The organism is Achromobacter sp. GbtcB20, from assembly GCF_019091095.1.
GTDB lineage: Bacteria > Pseudomonadota > Gammaproteobacteria > Burkholderiales > Burkholderiaceae_B > Achromobacter > Achromobacter mucicolens.
Map to the genome: position 1 here is coordinate 12,782 of NZ_JAGXJZ010000018.1, position 16,735 is coordinate 29,516.

The 16,735-nt window shown below is 63.9% G+C and carries 16 protein-coding genes; 8 read left to right on the forward strand and 8 right to left on the reverse strand.

Annotated features, from left to right (window positions below):
• Window positions 1–117: 117 nt before the first annotated feature.
• From KVT32_RS20720 to KVT32_RS20740, 5 genes are all read right to left on the reverse strand, one after another.
• Window positions 118–828, reverse strand: coding sequence for a glutathione S-transferase (locus KVT32_RS20720; protein ID WP_152385571.1), 711 nt, complete (start codon window positions 826–828; stop codon window positions 118–120).
• Between the two features lie 149 nt (window positions 829–977).
• The gene (locus tag KVT32_RS20725) at window positions 978–2,576 is read right to left on the reverse strand and encodes a GMC family oxidoreductase (protein ID WP_152385172.1); all 1,599 of its coding nucleotides are present in this window, start codon (window positions 2,574–2,576) and stop codon (window positions 978–980) included.
• Window positions 2,577–2,611: 35 nt separating this feature from the next.
• Window positions 2,612–3,415 (reverse strand): shikimate dehydrogenase, encoded by an 804-nt coding sequence (locus KVT32_RS20730; protein WP_217618814.1) that lies wholly within the window; start codon window positions 3,413–3,415, stop codon window positions 2,612–2,614.
• Window positions 3,416–3,428: 13 nt separating this feature from the next.
• A complete protein-coding gene (locus KVT32_RS20735; protein ID WP_217618815.1) occupies window positions 3,429–4,415 on the reverse strand; it encodes a transketolase family protein in 987 nt (328 codons plus the stop codon).
• Window positions 4,416–5,231, reverse strand: a complete 816-nt coding sequence (locus tag KVT32_RS20740; RefSeq protein ID WP_254636965.1) for a transketolase — start codon at window positions 5,229–5,231, stop codon at window positions 4,416–4,418. It abuts the gene before it with no gap.
• Between the two features lie 167 nt (window positions 5,232–5,398).
• Here KVT32_RS20740 and KVT32_RS20745 point away from each other — a divergent pair, with 167 nt between their 5' ends.
• Complete coding sequence (locus tag KVT32_RS20745) at window positions 5,399–6,103, forward strand: GntR family transcriptional regulator (RefSeq protein WP_152385175.1); 705 nt, start codon at window positions 5,399–5,401, stop codon at window positions 6,101–6,103.
• 9 nt (window positions 6,104–6,112) lie between these two features.
• The gene (locus tag KVT32_RS20750; RefSeq protein ID WP_217618817.1) at window positions 6,113–7,183 is read left to right on the forward strand and encodes a glycerol dehydrogenase; all 1,071 of its coding nucleotides are present in this window, start codon (window positions 6,113–6,115) and stop codon (window positions 7,181–7,183) included.
• Window positions 7,184–7,241: 58 nt separating this feature from the next.
• Here the strand turns inward: KVT32_RS20750 and KVT32_RS20755 are convergent, their stop codons facing one another.
• From KVT32_RS20755 to KVT32_RS20765, 3 genes are read right to left on the reverse strand one after another with little or no spacing between them, the layout of a single operon-like run.
• Entirely contained in the window at window positions 7,242–8,177 is a 936-nt protein-coding gene (locus tag KVT32_RS20755; protein WP_062841767.1) for a 3-keto-5-aminohexanoate cleavage protein, read from the reverse strand.
• Window positions 8,170–9,126 carry a 3-hydroxyacyl-CoA dehydrogenase gene (locus tag KVT32_RS20760; protein ID WP_175155020.1) on the reverse strand — a complete coding sequence of 319 codons (957 nt, stop codon included), beginning with the start codon at window positions 9,124–9,126 and terminating at the stop codon, window positions 8,170–8,172. Before KVT32_RS20760 ends, KVT32_RS20755 begins: the two co-directional genes overlap by 8 nt.
• On the reverse strand, window positions 9,126–9,908 hold the full coding sequence (locus KVT32_RS20765; RefSeq protein ID WP_217618818.1) for an SDR family oxidoreductase: 783 nt from the start codon (window positions 9,906–9,908) through the stop codon (window positions 9,126–9,128). Before KVT32_RS20765 ends, KVT32_RS20760 begins: the two co-directional genes overlap by 1 nt.
• A 331-nt stretch (window positions 9,909–10,239) precedes the next feature.
• Here KVT32_RS20765 and KVT32_RS20770 point away from each other — a divergent pair, with 331 nt between their 5' ends.
• The 6 genes from KVT32_RS20770 (at window position 10,240) to KVT32_RS20795 (ending at window position 16,721) form a co-directional block, all read left to right on the forward strand.
• Complete coding sequence (locus KVT32_RS20770; RefSeq protein ID WP_056326909.1) at window positions 10,240–11,439, forward strand: ABC transporter substrate-binding protein; 1,200 nt, start codon at window positions 10,240–10,242, stop codon at window positions 11,437–11,439.
• Window positions 11,440–11,573: 134 nt separating this feature from the next.
• Window positions 11,574–12,440: a branched-chain amino acid ABC transporter permease gene (locus KVT32_RS20775; protein ID WP_056326907.1), complete on the forward strand. Its 867-nt coding sequence runs from the start codon at window positions 11,574–11,576 to the stop codon at window positions 12,438–12,440.
• A gap of 22 nt (window positions 12,441–12,462) precedes the next feature.
• Entirely contained in the window at window positions 12,463–14,244 is a 1,782-nt protein-coding gene (locus KVT32_RS20780; protein WP_062841763.1) for an ATP-binding cassette domain-containing protein, read from the forward strand.
• Complete coding sequence (locus KVT32_RS20785; protein WP_062841762.1) at window positions 14,237–14,941, forward strand: ABC transporter ATP-binding protein; 705 nt, start codon at window positions 14,237–14,239, stop codon at window positions 14,939–14,941. Before KVT32_RS20780 ends, KVT32_RS20785 begins: the two co-directional genes overlap by 8 nt.
• Window positions 14,942–14,961: 20 nt before the next feature.
• Window positions 14,962–15,957, forward strand: coding sequence for an NAD(P)H-quinone oxidoreductase (locus KVT32_RS20790; RefSeq protein WP_152385180.1), 996 nt, complete (start codon window positions 14,962–14,964; stop codon window positions 15,955–15,957).
• A complete protein-coding gene (locus tag KVT32_RS20795; protein WP_152385181.1) occupies window positions 15,954–16,721 on the forward strand; it encodes an SDR family NAD(P)-dependent oxidoreductase in 768 nt (255 codons plus the stop codon). Before KVT32_RS20790 ends, KVT32_RS20795 begins: the two co-directional genes overlap by 4 nt.
• The last annotated feature ends 14 nt before the right edge of the window (window positions 16,722–16,735 follow it).

Here is a 16,735-nt window from a genome sequence, read left to right on the forward strand (position 1 = left end):
CACGTGTATCTAATAGATACTATTAATCCCAAATTATCACGACTCATCGCGTTTTTTGGGATCGGTCCAAAATAAATCCAAATCGTCGTCATGACGCACACCCGGGTAATCCCGGGTTCAAGCCGCATCCAGCTCGCGATATTGACGGAAAATCCCTTCGCCAAATGGAAGACGGCGTCCGCTTGCAAAATACGCCTGCAATTCGGGCAGCGCAGTCACGCGTTCGTGCAGCGCAAACACATTGGGATAATCCGCCGCCACCGTGGCCATGCGTTTGGGAAAGGCGTACAACAGCCCGTCGACCAGGTGATACAAGGACAGGTCGACATATGTCCATTTGCCGCCACCCGCCAGCCAGGCATCCGTCCCGTCCAGCAGCCGCTCGAAGTATCCCAAAAACTTCGGAATACGCTCTTCGCGAAAGACCCGGGCGCGACGAGCAGCCTCTTCCTTCTGGTCTTCGTAATAATCGCTGGCGGAAATGGGGTGATGGGTGTCGTGCGCTTCGGCCACCATGTCGGCGATCGTGAGTTGCAGCTGATTTACCCACAATCGTCCTTCGAGCGATTCAGGGGCAAGGCCATGTTTCTCGCCAAGGAAAAGCAGGATGTTGGCCGTCTGCCCCAGCGTCATTTTTCCGGCCACCAGATAAGGCGGGGCAAACGGCGGATGCTTGCGGGCGGATCGCATGTCCTCGATCAACGTGCCTTCGTCGGCGCCCGGATCACGCGCCCGCTCCCGATAAGGAATGCCGCCCGCTTCCAGCGCCAGGCGCACGAATTCTCCCCGTCCGGGAATGCCATCCCAATACCAAAGGTCGTAAGTCATACGGTCTCCTTTCAGTTGGCGCAGCCGAATCTGCAGTCTGCAGCCGCAGCCGGCTGTTAGCAAGACGCATGCCGCAGACGCGAAAAAACGCGGCGATAAAAAAACGCGCAGACGGCGGGCCTGCGCGTTTTCGTGGGAGGGGCGTGTGCTTACCCCTGCGCCGCGTCTTCGAGAATCAATTCGGCGCCACGTTCGGCCACCATCATGACAGCGGCCTGCGTGTTGCCGGAAACCATTTTCGGCATGACCGACGCATCCACCACGCGCAGGCCCGTCAGCCCATTGACCCGCAAACGCACGTCGGTGACGGCCGCCGCATCCGTCCCCATGCGGCAGGTGCCGATGGGGTGATAGATGGTCTGACCGTTGCGCCGGGCGAAATCCAGCCATTCGTCGTCGGTGTCCACATCCGGCCCCGGGCTGATTTCCGCTTGCACATAGCGCTGCATGGCGGGCCGGCCCACGATGCGCCGGGCCACCTGCATGCCGCCCACCAGGCTATCGCGGTCGACCTGCGCGGACAGGAAGTTGGGCCGGATGGCAGGTCCGGCCATGGGGTCGGGCGACTTGATGTGAATGGACCCGACCGACTCGGGACGCAGCTGGGCCACGCCGATGGTCATACCCGGGTGGCGATCCAGAATGCGTTCGGCCGCGTTGGCGTAACTGGCGTGCACAAAGAAAAACTGCACGTCCGGCGTGGGCAGGCCGGGACGGCTTTTCACGAAGCCATGCACCAACCCCGTGCCGAGCGTCAGGATGCCTTTGCGGCTCAGGTAATAGCGCGCCACCTGCTGCGCCAGCCGCCAGCCGCGCGACATCTCGTTCAAGGTCACCGTGTTCTTGACGCGCCAGTTCATGCGCGTGGCGAAGTGGTCGATGTAGTTTTCGCCCACCGACGGCTGCGCGTGCACGAGGTCGATGCCATGCGTCTTCAACAGGGCCGGATTGCCCACGCCGGACAATTCGAGCAATTGCGGCGACTGCACCGCGCCCATGCAGAGCAACGTTTCGCGGCGCGCGCGCACCGTGTGCTCCTGACCGTTCTTGCGATAGGCCACGCCGACGCAGCGCTTTCCTTCGAATACCAGCCTCGTGACGTGGGCGCCGCATTCGACGCTGAGATTGCGACGGCCGGCCGCCGGTTTCAGGTAGCCGTCCACGACGCTCCAGCGCCGGCCACGGTGCTGGAGCACCTGGTAATAGCCCACGCCTTCCTGGTCGCCACTGTTGTAATCCGGGTTGAACGGCTGGCCGTCTTCGCGCGCGGCCTGCAGGAAGGCATCCGACACGGGGAAGCGTTCGGCGACCTCTTCGAGGTGCATCGGCCCGTCCTTGCCGCGGTGCTCGCCCCCCGGCGCGTAGTTCTCGATCTTGCGGTAGATGCGCTCGGCCACGTCGCGGCCCCAACCTGCCGCGCCGGCCGCCACCCAGCCGTCGTAATCCTGGGGCTGGCCACGCACGTAGATCATGCCGTTGATGAGCGTCGATCCACCCAAGCCCTTGCCGCGCGGCACGGCGATGACCCGGCCGTGGACGTTGTCCTCGGGCTCGGTCGCAAAGCGCCAGTTGTATTGCGGATCGACCAGCAGCTTGGAAAAGCCCGCTGGAATCGGAATCCACATGCTGCGCGCCTCGTGGCCGGCTTCCAGCAGCAATACGCGATACCTGCCATCCGCACTGAGGCGGTTGGCCAGGATGCAGCCGGCCGTTCCGCCGCCCGCGATGATGAAATCGTAGTCGCCCATCTTTTTCCACCGGGTTCCGGATATGCGCCGCGCGCCTAGCGCGCGGCCGTCACGCCCAGCGTTTCCACCATCAGTTCGATCTGGCAGGCCAGCATCGGCGCGCCGTAATGGACCTTGCAGCCTCGCGCCTGCGCTGCGACGAGCAACGCGGTGTCCTTGGGCTGCATGATGACCTCGCAGACCAGTTGATCCGCCGTCAGGCGGCTGGCGTCCAGCGGCAGCGGATCGCCTTCCTTCATGCCCAACGACGTGCCGTTGACGACCAGGTCATGGCCGGACGGATCGGCGTTGCCCACTGAAATCTGCGCGTCCGGATGCAGCGACAGGATGCGGGCCTTGAGGTCCTCGGCCTTGGCCGGCGTGCGGTTGGCGATGGTCAGGCGCGACACGCCAGCCTGCACGAGTGCAAAGCCGATCGCGTTGGCCGCGCCGCCCGCGCCGGCCAGATAGACGCTCTTGCCTTCCGGCGAGACGCCGCAACTGCGCAGACCACGGACAAAACCTTCGCCGTCCAGCATATGGGCCACCAGACGCCCATCGGCCTCGCGCCGCAGGACGTTGGCCGCGCCGATCTTGCGCGCGACAGGCGTGGCGTCGTCGGCCAATTCCAGGATGGCCGTCTTGTGCGGCACCGTGACGATCACGCCTCCCAGGTTTTCCAGCCGGCGCAGGCCTTCAACCACGGCAGCAAGGTTGTCCGGCCGCGCGTGAAACGGCACGCAAACCCCGTCATAGCCGATCTTGGCGAAATGCTCGTTCATGCGCTGCGGCGTCTTCACATGGTGAATGGGGTCGGCCAGGATGCCGAACAGGCGCGTGTTGCCACTGATTTCGTTCATGGGTGTCTCCGGATCAAAGCTTGATGAATTCCCGCGCGACGCCGGCAATGCCTTCGGCGTCGAGCTTGTAATGGGCGTACAGGGTGGTGGGCGGCGCAATGAGGCTGTATTCGTCATAGATGCCATGACGGCGCAGCCGGGTACCGGTGCCTGCGTCGGCCAGCACCTCGGCGACCGCCGATCCGAGGCCGCCCAGCACATTGTGCTCTTCGACCGTCATCATCAGGCGGGATTGGCCCGCAGCCTTCAGGATGGCGTCGCGGTCCAGCGGCTTGATCGTGGGCATGTCGATCACGCCCACCGACAGGCCCTCTTCGCGCAACTGCCGGGCGGCGGCCAGCGCGCCGTGCAGCGTGATGCCGCACGCGATCAGCGTCAGGTCGCTACCAACATCGTGGACAATCGCACGACCAAACTGGAACGGCGTGCCGTCTTCATAGACCTGCGGATCGCGCCCGCGTCCGATACGGAAGTAGATGGGCTCGGGCCAGTCCGCGGATGCCCTGATGGCGGACGCGAGTTGCGGCCCGTCGGCAGGCGACACCACCGTCAGTCCCGCGAGCGCGCGCATGGTGGAGATGTCTTCGGTGGCGTGGTGTGAGGTGCCATAGAAGCCCAGGCTGATTCCGGTGTGATGGCCTATCAGGCGCACCGGCAGCCGCGTGTAGGCGACATCCATCCGGATCTGCTCGCAGCACAACAGGCCGAGGAACGAGGCAAAGGTGGCGACGAACGGCATCATGCCGGTCGTCGCAAGCCCGGCCGCCGCCGACACCATGTTCTGCTCGGAGATGCCGAACTGCACATAGCGATCGGGGTAGGCCTGGGCGAAACGGTTCAAGCCGTTCGAGTACTGCAGGTCGGCCGACCCGGCCACGACCGGATGCCCCGCCTTCGCCAGATCGATCAGCGCGTCAGAAAGATAAGACAGTCCGGGGTTTACCGCATTGAGGGCGCGGTACTGCCAGGAATCGGGAGAGAGGACTTGTGCCTGTGCCATTCAGATCTCGCGGGAGAGGATTTCTTCGACAGCGCTTTGCGCATCTTGAGGAGCCAGGTAGCCCAGGTGCCAGCCCGGTTCGGTTTCCATGTAGGACACGCCCTTGCCCTTGACGGTGCGGGCGATCACGCAGGCCGGCCGGGCGCGCGAGTCGTCGTCGCGCAGACGGCGCAGCAACGCCGTCAGTTCGGCAAGATTGTGGCCGTCGACCTCGTGGACCTCCCAGCCGAACGCCTGCCATTTCTCCTTCAGCGATTCCACGCCCATGACGTCGTCGACCTTGCCGTCGAGCTGATAGCCGTTGCGATCGACGATGGCAATCAGGCGGGACAAGCGATTGTGCGCCGCGAAGAGCGCGGCTTCCCAGACCTGCCCTTCCTGCATTTCGCCGTCGCCCAGCATCACGAATACGTTGAAGCCGCGTCCGTTCATGCGCCCGCCCACCGCCATGCCCACGCCGTTGGACAGGGCGTGGCCGATGGAACCGGAGCTAAAGTCCACGCCGGGCACCTTGCTCATGTCGGGGTGGTCGCCCAGGGGACTGCCCAGCCGCGTGTAGCCGTCGAGCAGCTCACGGTCGATGAAGCCCAGATCGGCCAGTACCGGGAACAAGCCCACCGCGGCGTGGCCCTTGCCCATGAGGAAGCGATCGCGATCCGGCCATTGCGGCTCGCCGTGTCGCAGGCGCATCACATCGTAGTAGAGCGCCGCGAATATCTCGGCGCACGAGAACACGGAACTGTAATGACCGACCTTGGCAATTTCAATGAGGCGGATCGTCTCAAGCCTGATATGGCGGGCCTTCTCCCGCAGCATCGCGATTTCCCCCGCGGTAGGGGTCCCCTGCTCGTTGCGCATCGCGCCTCCTCGTGTCGTATGGATATATGATATATAATATACCCATTGCGCTCGAATTGGCTACGCCGGGCTAGAATCGCTCCTGGGTTCGTCCCGCATCCCCTATACAGCAAGCCAGAAACGCCATGCCCAGCCTCAAACCGGTCAAAAAAGAGAACCTTTCCGTCAGGGTCTACAACGAAATCCGCAATGCCCTGATCAATGGGCAGTACGAACCTGGCGAGCGCCTGATCATTGGCGAACTGGCGCAGGAAATGGGCGTGTCCATCACGCCGGTTCGCGAAGCCATCTTCCGGCTCATCAGCGAGCAGGGCCTGGAGATGCAGGCGGCCACCGCGGTGTATGTTCCGTACGTCAACTCGGAAAAGCTGCGCGAAATCCAGCAGATCCGCTTTCACCTGGAAGGCATGGGCGCCGCCGAAGCCGCGCAGCACATCACGCGCAAGCAGCTCGACAACCTGATCGCGCTGCAGCGCGATTTCATCTCGTGCACCTCCACCGATCCCAAACGCGCCAGCTACCTGAACCGCAAGTTCCACTTCGCCATCCTGGAAGCCAGCAACAAGCCCATCCTGCGCAGCACGGTCGAGTCGTTCTGGGTCATCACCGGCCCCATCCTCAAGGTGTTTCACGTCAAGACGGCGGGGCTGGATTACTCGCAGAACGAACATCGCCACGAGGCCGTGATCGAGGCCCTTGAGGCGCGCGACTCGGAAGCGGCGCGGGAAGCGATTCAGGCCGACCTTGTATGGGGCGGAAAGATCATGATCGACTGGCTGGTCGAACGGGAAAAAGAACTCGACTACCGCCCCCCCGGGGCCCGCAAATAGGAAGACGCCATGCTGAAGATTTTTGGAGCGCCCAGCCGCTACATCCAGGGATCGGGCGCCCTGGAAACGTTGGGACAATATGCGGCGCTGTTCGGAAGACGCGCCGCGCTCGTCATCGACAGCTATGTCCATGGCGTGCTGGGTCCAAGAATCGAGGCGTTGTGCGCCGGGCACGGCGTGACGCTTGTGCCGCTGATCGTGGAAGGCGACCTGACGCCCGAGGTCATTGACGGCTTGCGCGCCCTGGCCGCGCCCGCGGGCATCGACATGGTCATTGCGGTGGGCGGCGGCAAGTCGCTGGATGCGGGCAAGGCCGTTGCGAAGTCGTCCCACTGTCACCTGATCACCGTTCCCACGGTGGCGTCCAACGACGCGCCCACCAGCAAGAACTACGTGCTTTACGACGCGCATCACAATCTCCTTGCCGTCGAGCACATGCTGTTCAATCCCACCATCGTGCTGGTCGACACCGCGATCATCGCGACCGCGCCGGTGCATTTCTTTCGCGCCGGACTGGGCGATGCGATTTCCAAGAAGTTCGAAGCCGAGCAATGCCAGCGCAATGGCGGCAAGAACATGTATGACGCGGCGCCGCTGCTCACGGCCCAGCTCATCGCGGACGGCTGCCTGCGCACGCTGATGGCGGACGGCGCTGACGCCGTGGCCGTGGCGGGAACCGGCCAGCCCACGCCCGCATTCGAGCGCGTGGTGGAAGCGATGATCCTCATGAGCGGTCTCGGTTTCGAAAGCGGCGGCCTGTCCATTGCCCACGCCCTGACGCGCGGGCTGCCTAAGATCAACGGCATCGCGACGGCGCTGCATGGCCTGCAGGTCGCGGTGGGCCTGCTGGTGCAGCTGGACCTGGAAAACCGCGGCGATGGGATGTTGGCCGATCTGCAACAGTGGTACGCCCAGGTCGGCCTGCCGACCACGCTGCGCGAACTCGGCGCGCCCGGCCAGCCGACCGACGCGGAATTGACGTTGGCCGCGGACCTCAGCCTGAAAGCCAGGCATGCCGCCAACTTCGATCGCACGCTGGATGTGAGCACGCTGGCTGAGACCTTGCGGCGCCACGCCTGATCCGGCTTAGCGCAAAAAAGCGGGCGGCGCTGACCGCCGATCCGCGCCGCTTGCCCGGTCAGAACGCGACGTTGTCCTTTCCTTTCAATCCCAGCTTGGCCCGCGCCTCGTCCGGCGTGGCGACATCGAGGTTCAAGGCTTCGAGAATGCCGCGAATGCGTTCGACCTGAACGCGGTTGGATTCGGCCAGCTGACCCGGCCCGATCCATAGCGAATCCTCCAGCCCCACCCGCACGTTCGAGCCCATGGCCGCGCCGATGGTCGCCAGCGGCATCTGGTTGCGTCCGGCGCCCAGGATCGACCACTCGTAGTCGTTGCCAAACAGGCGGTCCGCCGTGCGCTTCATGTGCATCAGATCTTCCGGATGCGGACCGATGCCGCCCAGGATGCCGAACACGGACTGGATGAAAGGCGGCGACTTGACCAGACCGCGGTCCACGAAATGGGCCAGGTTGTAGAGATGGCTGATGTCATAGCACTCGAATTCGAACCGCGTGCCGTTGGCATTGCCCAGCGTCAGGATGGATTCGATGTCCTGGTACGTGTTGCGAAAGATCAGCGAGCGGCTGTTTTCCAGATGCTCGCGCTCCCAGTCGTGCTTGAACTCCGAGAAGCGGTCCAGCATGGGAAAGAGGCCGAAATTCATGGAACCCATGTTCAACGACGCCAGCTCCGGCTGGAACGTGGTGGCGGGCCGCATGCGCTCTTCTACCGTCATATGCGGGCTGCCGCCCGTGGTGATGTTGATGATGGCGTCGGTCTCGCGCTTGATGCGTTCCAGGAAGGGCTTGAACAGCGCCGGATCCTGGGAAGGCTTGCCGGTCTGGGGATCGCGCGCATGCAGGTGCAGCACTGCAGCGCCGGCCTTGGCGGCGCCAATGGCGGCCTCGGCGATCTCGTCGGCCGTGACCGGCAGATGCGGCGACATGCTAGGCGTGTGGATGGCGCCCGTCACGGCGCAGGTGATGACGACTTTCGATTTGGGCTTAGCCATTGTTGTCTCCGTTGCATTGTTTGTGACGCATGAGGCGCATCAGCTTTTCGTCACGCCAAAAGCGGCGTGCGGCAAGATCCTCTTCGGGCAGCAAGGCGCGCCGCTCGTCGGACAGTGAGTCGACCAGCGCGCCTTCCCAGGCCACGCAGTCGCCTTGCGTGGCCCCGATGGATTGGTACAGGACGCCGTAACGCCGGCAGTAATCCGCGATGCCGCCCGGCGCATTCAGATCGATGGTTTCAAAGGGGCCCATGAAGGACCAGCGCAGGCCAAGTCCGTCCTTGACCGTGGTGTCGATGTCTTGCGCGCTGGCGATGCCCTGGCTTGCTAGACGGAAGGCCTCTTGCAGCAACGCGCCCTGCAGGCGGTTCAGGATGAAGCCTTCGATTTCGCGCCGCACCAGCACGGGCTTCTGGCCGATGCCCGTCATGATTTCGCGCGCACCCGCCAACGCTTCAGGACTGGTCCAGGGCGCCGGACACAGTTCGACCACAGGAATCAGATAAGGCGGATTGACGGGATGAGCGACCAGGCACCGGCGCCTGCCGGCAAGATGCTCGGTGAACTGGCTTGCCGGGATGCTGGACGTGGAACTGCCGATGATGGCGTGCGGTTCGGCCAAGGCATCCAGTTCGGAAAAGAGCGCACGCTTGATCTCCACTTTTTCCGGTGAGTTCTCCTGGACGTAGCTGGCGCCGGCCAGGGCTTCCTGCAGGCTGGAAGACACCTGCACACGATCGACGATGGCATCGGCGTCGTCCAGCAAGCCCTGCGCTTGCAGCACGCGCAGCTGCTGCAGGATCAGGGTGCGCGCCTCGGCGAGCATGGCGGCATTGACGTCGTGAAGCCGCACTTCCCAGCCCATGCGCGCAAAGACAATGGCCCACCCCTGCCCGATCAATCCCGTTCCAATGATGGCGGCGCGCCGCACGGCGTTCTCCGTGCCCATCAGTAGAGCTTCTGGGTAAAGCCGTCCACCACGATGGCCTGCCCGGTGACGCTGCGGGCGGCTTCGCTTGCGTTGAACAGGACCATGTTGGCGATATCGCGCGCGGTGACCATGCGGCCAAGCACGGCCTGGTTTTCGTATTGGGCCGCGATCTCTTGAACCGGCCGGCCCAGTGTGCCGGCCTTGGCGGCGATCACCGCGCGAATGCGGGGACCTTCGACCGCGCCGGGCAGAATGGCGTTGACGCGGATGTTATGGGGACCCAGCTCGATGGCGAGCGACTTGGTGAAACCGATCACCGCCCACTTGGATGCCGAATACACCGACCGGCCGGCGAACCCAAGATGCCCCGCCGCCGACGACAGATTGATCATCACGCCCGCCTTCGATTCCTTGAGCAGCGCAATGGCCTGGCGCGCGCACAGAAACTGGCCCGTGATGTTGACGGCAAGGGTGCGATCCCAGTCCGCTTTGGAAAGCGTTTCCACAAAGCCCGTGGGACCGGCGACGCCGGCGTTGTTGATCAGGATGTCCAGGCCGCCCAGCGTCTGGCGGACCGCCGCGAAGAGCTGCTCGACGCTGGCCTCGTCAGACACATCGGCATGCGCCACGTGCACGCCGGGCAATTCGGTGGGCAAGGCTGCCAGCCGCGCTCCATTGACGTCGCACACGAACACGGTGGCGCCGGCATGATGAAAGACCTTGGCCATTTCCAGACCCAGTCCATCGGCGCCGGCGGTGATAAGCACTTTCTTGCCGTTGAAATCGACTTCCTCGAACATGCTCTTGTCTCCTCGGATCGTTCTTATGAGCGCGAATCATCATATACGATATATGATAAAACCGGCTATGCTGTGATCCGCCAAGCGGCCCTCACCTCGTGCAAAAGGCGTGGTCCGCCAGGCGGAATCAAGTGTGGTTTTGTCTTGTATATCGGCCGCTGAGGCTTTATTCATGCGGTTTCAGGGAATTCCCTGATTCGGCATGCCGCGACCGCCACTAGAATCCAAGGCGAGGGTTTCACGCCCCGCCGGCACATATATCATATATATCAAAAGACGGACGGACCTCAGGATCCAGTCCGCATCCCATACCGACAAAGGAGCGTAGACAGTGTTCAAGTTCAACAAAATTGTTTTGGCGCTGGGTGTGTGCGGCGCGCTGGCAAGCGGCACCGCAGCGGCCGACATGAAGGTAGGCGCCCTGTTCCCGTTCAGCGGCGCGCTTGCGCTGCTTGGACAGGAAAGCTATCGCGGACTGGAACTGGCCGTGAACGAGATCAACGCCGCGGGGGGAGTGAACGGCGAAAAGATCGAAATCATCAAGGCCGACGCCGTGGATCCCACGCAGGCCGTGTCGGAAACCAAGCGTCTGATCTCGGCCAACGTGGTCGGCGTCTTCGGCAGCTACGCGTCGGGCATTTCGTACGCCGCCTCGCCCGTGACCGAGCTGGCCGGCGTGCCCTACTTCGAGTTGGGCGCCACCGCGCACAAGATCACCACGCGCGGCTACAAGTACCTGTTCCGCAGCAATCCCAACACCGCGCTGTACGGCGTGTCGGTCGTGAATGCGCTGCACGAGACCATCGCGCCCGGCATGGGCCTGAACCCCAAGGACATCAAGATTGGCATCATCCACGAAGACGGCCCGTATGGGACCGACGTGGCGGCCACCGAAAAGAAACGCGCGCAGGAACTTGGCTACAACGTCGTCGAAGTTCTGCCCTACTCGGCCAAGACCGTTGACCTGTCTTCGCTGATCTTGCGCCTGAAGGGCGCCAAGGCCGACGTGGTGCTGCAGACGGCCTACCAGAACGACGCCATCCTGTTCTTCAGCCAGGCGCGTGCGGCGGGCTTCAAGCCCAAGGTCGTGATCGGCGCGGGCGGCGGCTATTCGCTTGCCGACACCGCCAAGGCCGTGGGCGCCGACATGAACGGCGTGTTCGACCTGGACTTCCCGCAAGCATCCATCAATCCGGCCGGCGCGCCGGGGCTGGACAAGTTCCTGAAGGCCTACAAGGACACGTACAAGAGCGATCCGCAATCCGGCCACAGCCTGACCAACTACGTCGGCGCCAAGGCCTTCTTTGAAGCGATCGGCAACGCCAAGTCGACCGACAAGGACAAGATCCGCGCCGCGGTGCTGGCCTACAAGAAGCCCGCGGGCCAGACGGCCAATGGCTGGGGGTTCGACTTCGGCGAAGACGGACAGAACAACGCGTCCACCTTCTACGTGATGCAGTGGCAGGACGGCAAGCTCGTCACCATCGGTCCTGACAACCTCGCTCTCGGCAAGCCCATCTTCAAGAAATAAAGCGCGATGCCAGCGGCCGGACGCCGAGGGCTTGCAGCCCCGGTGCGCGTCCGGCATTACCCGGGGTTCGAGCGCCCCGTCCCTGGACGCTGCGGGACGGGGACGGGGCGCCTCCCGCACTTAGAGGTTGCACAATGGAATTATTCATTCAACTGGTCATCAATGGCCTGTTGCTGGGCGGCGCATACACGATCATCAGCCTGGGGCTGACACTCATCTTCGGCGTCGTGCGCGTCGTGAACTTCGCGCACGGCGAGTTCCTGATGATCGGCATGTACATGGTCTATCTGATCGCGGCGCAGTTCGGCATCCACCCCTACGCCGGCCTGATTCCTGTTGCCGTGATCCTGTTCGCGCTGGGCGCGCTGACGCAGAAGGGCATCATCCAGCCGTTGCTGCATGCCGACCAGCACATCCAGATCTTCGCCACGGTGGGGGTGTCCACCATCCTGCTGAATCTGGCGCTCGTGATTTTCGGGGCCAACGTGTACCGCGCGCCGGTGGAGCTGGGCACCAATGCCATCGACGTCGGCCCGTTCTCGATGGTCACCGGCCAGCTCGTCACCTTCGTCATCGGCCTGACCCTGGCCGTGCTGCTGCACCTGTTCATGCACCGCACCTATCTTGGCCGCGCGCTGCGCGCCGTGGCGCAGCACCGCTATGCCGCCACGCTGATGGGCGTGAACGTCAACAACGTGTACGCCATCGCCTTTGGCCTGGGCACCGCATTCGTGGGCATCGCCGCGGGTCTGCTCGCGCCGCAATATCCGGTGTTCCCGACGGTGGGCACGTACTTCGTGCTGACCGCGTTCGTCATCGTGGTGCTGGGCGGCCTGGGCAGCCTGTACGGCGCGGTCGCCGGCTCCATGATCATCGGCATCGTCGACACGCTGGCGGGCTTCTACATCGCGCCCGACCTGAAGGAAGTCGTCTATTTCGGGATCTTCCTCTTGATCCTTGTCCTGAAGCCGAACGGTCTGTTCGGCATCGGCACAGAGTGACCAGAACAACAAGGAGCAAGACGTGTTTCCCGACTTTCGACATCCCAAAGCCTACGTCAGCCTCATTCTGCTGATCACGATGTTCCTCGTGCCCGTCGTCATGGGCACGCCCTTCTGGACCAATCTCTTTGTCCTGCTGTTCGTGTTTTCCGCGCTGTCGGTTGCCTGGAACATCGTGGGCGGCTATGCCGGCCAGTTGTCCCTTGGCCACGCGGTGTTCTATGGCATCGGCGGCTACACGGCCACGCTGCTGACGCAGAACTTCGGCATCTCGCCGTGGATAGGCATGTTTGCGGGCGCGGCCATTTCCGCCGCCGTCGCCATCCTGATCAGCTATCCCACGCTGCGCCTGCGGGGGCCCTTCTTTGCGCTGGCGACCATCGCCATCCTGGAAGTCGTGCGCCTCCTGGTCATCCACGAGGAAAGCTGGACGGGTGGTTCCAGCGGCATCAGCCTGCCCTTGAACATCGGCTGGGCCTGGATCGTGTTTCGCGAGAAGATCAACTACGTCATCATCGCGTTCGGCCTGTTCGTACTGGTGACCTGGGTCTCGTGGTACATCCGCAAGTCACGCATCGGGCATTACCTGATCGCAATCCGCGAACGCGAGGATGCGGCGCTTGCGGTTGGCATCCACACCGTGCGCGTGAAGATCATCGCCGCCGTCGTGTCGGCCGTGCTGACCAGCATCATCGGCACCTTCCACATCACGTATCTGACCTTCGTCGACCCCAGCTCGGCGTTCTCGCTCGAGCTGTCCATCCAGGTCGCGATGTTTGCGCTGATCGGCGGACTGGGCACCGTGTCCGGTCCCATCGCGGGCACTTTCCTGGTGCTGCCCATTGCGGAACTGGCGCGCGGCTGGCTCAGCAGCGTGGGCAACGGCATGCACGGGTTGATCTACGGCCTGATCCTGGTGGCGGTGGTGCTGACGATTCCGCGCGGTCTGGCCGGCGCGTTCGGGCCCTTCATCGAGCGCATGCTGGCGCGCCTGCCGTACCTGGGCACGCCCCCGGCCAAGCGCAAGCTCGCCGACGAGATCCGCATCCGCAACGCCACGCGCAGCGAGCAGCCTGTGCTGAAAGCGGAGGGCCTGTTCAAGAGCTTTGGCGGCCTGCGCGCCACCAACGACGTGTCGCTGACCCTCAACCAGCACGAGATCCTGGGCATGATCGGTCCCAACGGCGCCGGCAAGACGACGGTGTTCAACCTGCTGTCGGGCTTTCTGTCGCCGGACAAGGGCGACATCACGATGCGCGACGAGCAAGGCAACTGGGTCAGCTGCAAGACGCCCGACGCCTTTGCGCACAAGGGTTTGGGCCGCACGTTCCAGATCGCCAAACCGTTCACGGGATTGACGGTGCTGGAGAACATCATGCTGGGCGCCTTCATTCACACGTCCGACCGCGACGAAGCCGAGCAAATCGCCCTGAAGGTGGCCGAGCAGACCGACCTGGTGAAGTACCTGAACACCGAGGCGCGCAGCCTCACGGTGGGCGGCATGAAGCGGCTGGAGGTGGCGCGGGCGCTGGCGATCAAGCCGCGCATCCTGCTGCTGGATGAAGTGATGGCGGGCCTGAATCCCACGGACATCGAGAAATCGATCCAGATGATCCGGCGCATCCGCGATTCTGGCGTTTCGGTGCTGCTGATCGAACACATGATGCAGGCGACGATGGCGCTGTCCGACCGCATCATCGTCCTTAACGAAGGCGGCGTGCTGGTCAGCGGCGCCCCAAAGGACGTGGTCGAGAATCCCGCCGTCATCGAAGCCTATCTGGGCAAGGAGTATCAGGATGCTTAAGGTGTCGAATCTGACGTCGGGCTATGGCAAGAGCCAGGTGCTCAACGGCTTGAATTTCGAGGTGCACGCGGGCGAGATCGTCACGCTGATTGGCGCCAATGGCGCCGGCAAGACTACCACGCTCAAAACGCTGTGCGGGGTGATCGCCGCCACCCAGGGCAAGGTGGAATTCGAAGGCCAGGATCTGACCAACCTCCAGCCCTACGACATCGTGGATGCCGGGATCACGATGATTCCCGAAGGGCGCCAGCTCTTTCCGCACTTCACGGTGCGCGACAACCTGCTGATGGGCTCGTACAAGCGGGCCGCCCGCCCGATCGTCGAGCGCAAGCTGGAGGAAGTGCTGCGCATCTTCCCGCGCGTGAAGGAACGGCTGAGCCAGTACGCCGGATCGCTGTCGGGCGGCGAGCAGCAGATGGTCGCCATCGCGCGCGGCATGATGGCCGATCCGAAACTGCTGGTGTTCGACGAGCCGTCGCTGGGCCTGTCGCCGCTGCTGGTGCAGCAGATGTTCGACATCATCCGCGATGTCACCTCGCATGGCGTCACGGTGCTGCTGGTGGAGCAGAACGTGTTTCGCACACTGCGCCTGGCCGATCGCGGCTACGTGCTTGAGAACGGCGCGATCGTGCGCACGGGCACCGGTGCCGAACTGCTCAGCGATCCCCACGTCAAGAAGGCCTATCTGGGCCACTGAAATCCAAGGACCATCGTCTCATGTCACAACGCTGCACATTCATCGACCATGGCAAGGGCGGCGCGCCCGATTGCATGCGCGTCGCCGAACGCGACATGGAAGCGCCCACGGGACGCCAGGTGCTGATCGAAGTCGCCTACGCGGGCGTGAACCGCCCCGACGTGTTGCAACGCTCCGGATCCTATCCCCCGCCCCCGGGCGCTTCTCCGTATCTTGGCCTGGAAGTGTCCGGCACCATCGTCGCGACCGGGCCCGAGGCGCGTGACTGGAAGGTGGGCGACCAGGTCTGCGCACTGACGCCGGGCGGCGGCTATGCGCAGTTCTGCCTGGCCGACGAGCGGCACTGCCTGCCGGTGCCGCGCGGCATCGACCTGCTGACAGCCGCGGCCATTCCGGAGAACTATTTCACCGTCTGGACCAACGTGTTCGACCGGGCGCGCCTGGCGCAGGGCGAGAAGTTCCTGGTTCACGGCGGCTCCAGCGGCATCGGCCTGACCGCCATCCAGCTCGCGCGCGCGTTCGGCGCCGAAGTCTGGACCACCGTGGGCAACGCGCAAAAGGCGCAGGCGTGCATCAAGGCCGGGGCGCATCATGCCGTGCTGTACCGCGACACGGACTTCGAGTCCGCCGTGCGCGAGGGCACCGGCAACGCCGGCGTCGATGTGATCCTGGACATGGTGGGCGGCGCCTACATCAACAAGAATCTGCGGCTGCTGGCGCTGAACGGCCGGCTGGTGCAGATCGCCTTCCTGGAAGGCAGCAAGGCCGAGATCGACGCGCTGCCCATCATGACCAAGCGCCTGCAGTTCACGGGCTCCACGCTGCGCCCGCGCTCGGACGAGGACAAGGCCGCCATCGCGCAATCGCTGATACAGAAGGTGCTGCCGCTCATGGAGGCCGGACAGTGCCTGCCGCTGATCCACGAAGTCTTCCCGCTGGCCGAGGCCGCGCGCGCGCACGAACTGATGGAAAGCAGCAAGCACATCGGCAAGATCATGCTGCAGGTGAAGCCATGAGCGCACGCTTTGCGAACCAGACCGTCATCGTCACGGGCGCCGTGGGAGGCATCGGCTCGGCCATCGTCGAGGCGTTCCTGGCCGAAGGCGGTCGTGTCGGTCTTGTCGACTTCAACGCGCAGGCGGGCCAGGCTTACGAGCAGGAACTCAAGACGCGTGGCCACGACGTGTGCTTCGTGCCGGCTGACGTCGCGCATTTCGATCAGTGCCAGGCGGCCTATGATCGCATCACGCGCGATCTGGGCCCCGCCACCATCCTGGTCAACAACGTCGGCATCTCGCCCAAAACCAACGGCCGCGCGCTGAAGGTCTGGGAAATGCCGCCGGCAGAGTGGAACAACGTCGTCTCGGTGAACCTGAACAGCGTGTTCTACATGACGCATCTGGCCACGCCGCACATGGTGCAGGCGCGGCAGGGGCGCGTCATCAACATGTCGTCGGTGGCCGGCAAGGCGTATTGCGATATCGTGGCGGCGCATTATGCGGCCACCAAGGCCGGTCTGATCGGGCTGACGCGTCACTGGGCGGCGGAGCTTGGCGAGCACCAGGTGACGGTGAATGCGCTGGCGCCGGGACGCATCAGCACGCCCTTGCTGAAAAGCGTGCCGCAGGAAATCAATGACGCGGTGGCGTCCGTGACCGCGCTGCGGCGGCTGGGCACGCCCGAGGAAGTGGCGGACGCGTGCCTGTTCTTCGCGTCAGATCAGGCCCGTTTTGTGACCGGTCAGGTGCTGGACGTGGCCGGCGGCTGGCTCATGACCTAGCAAAAGGCCCGTTC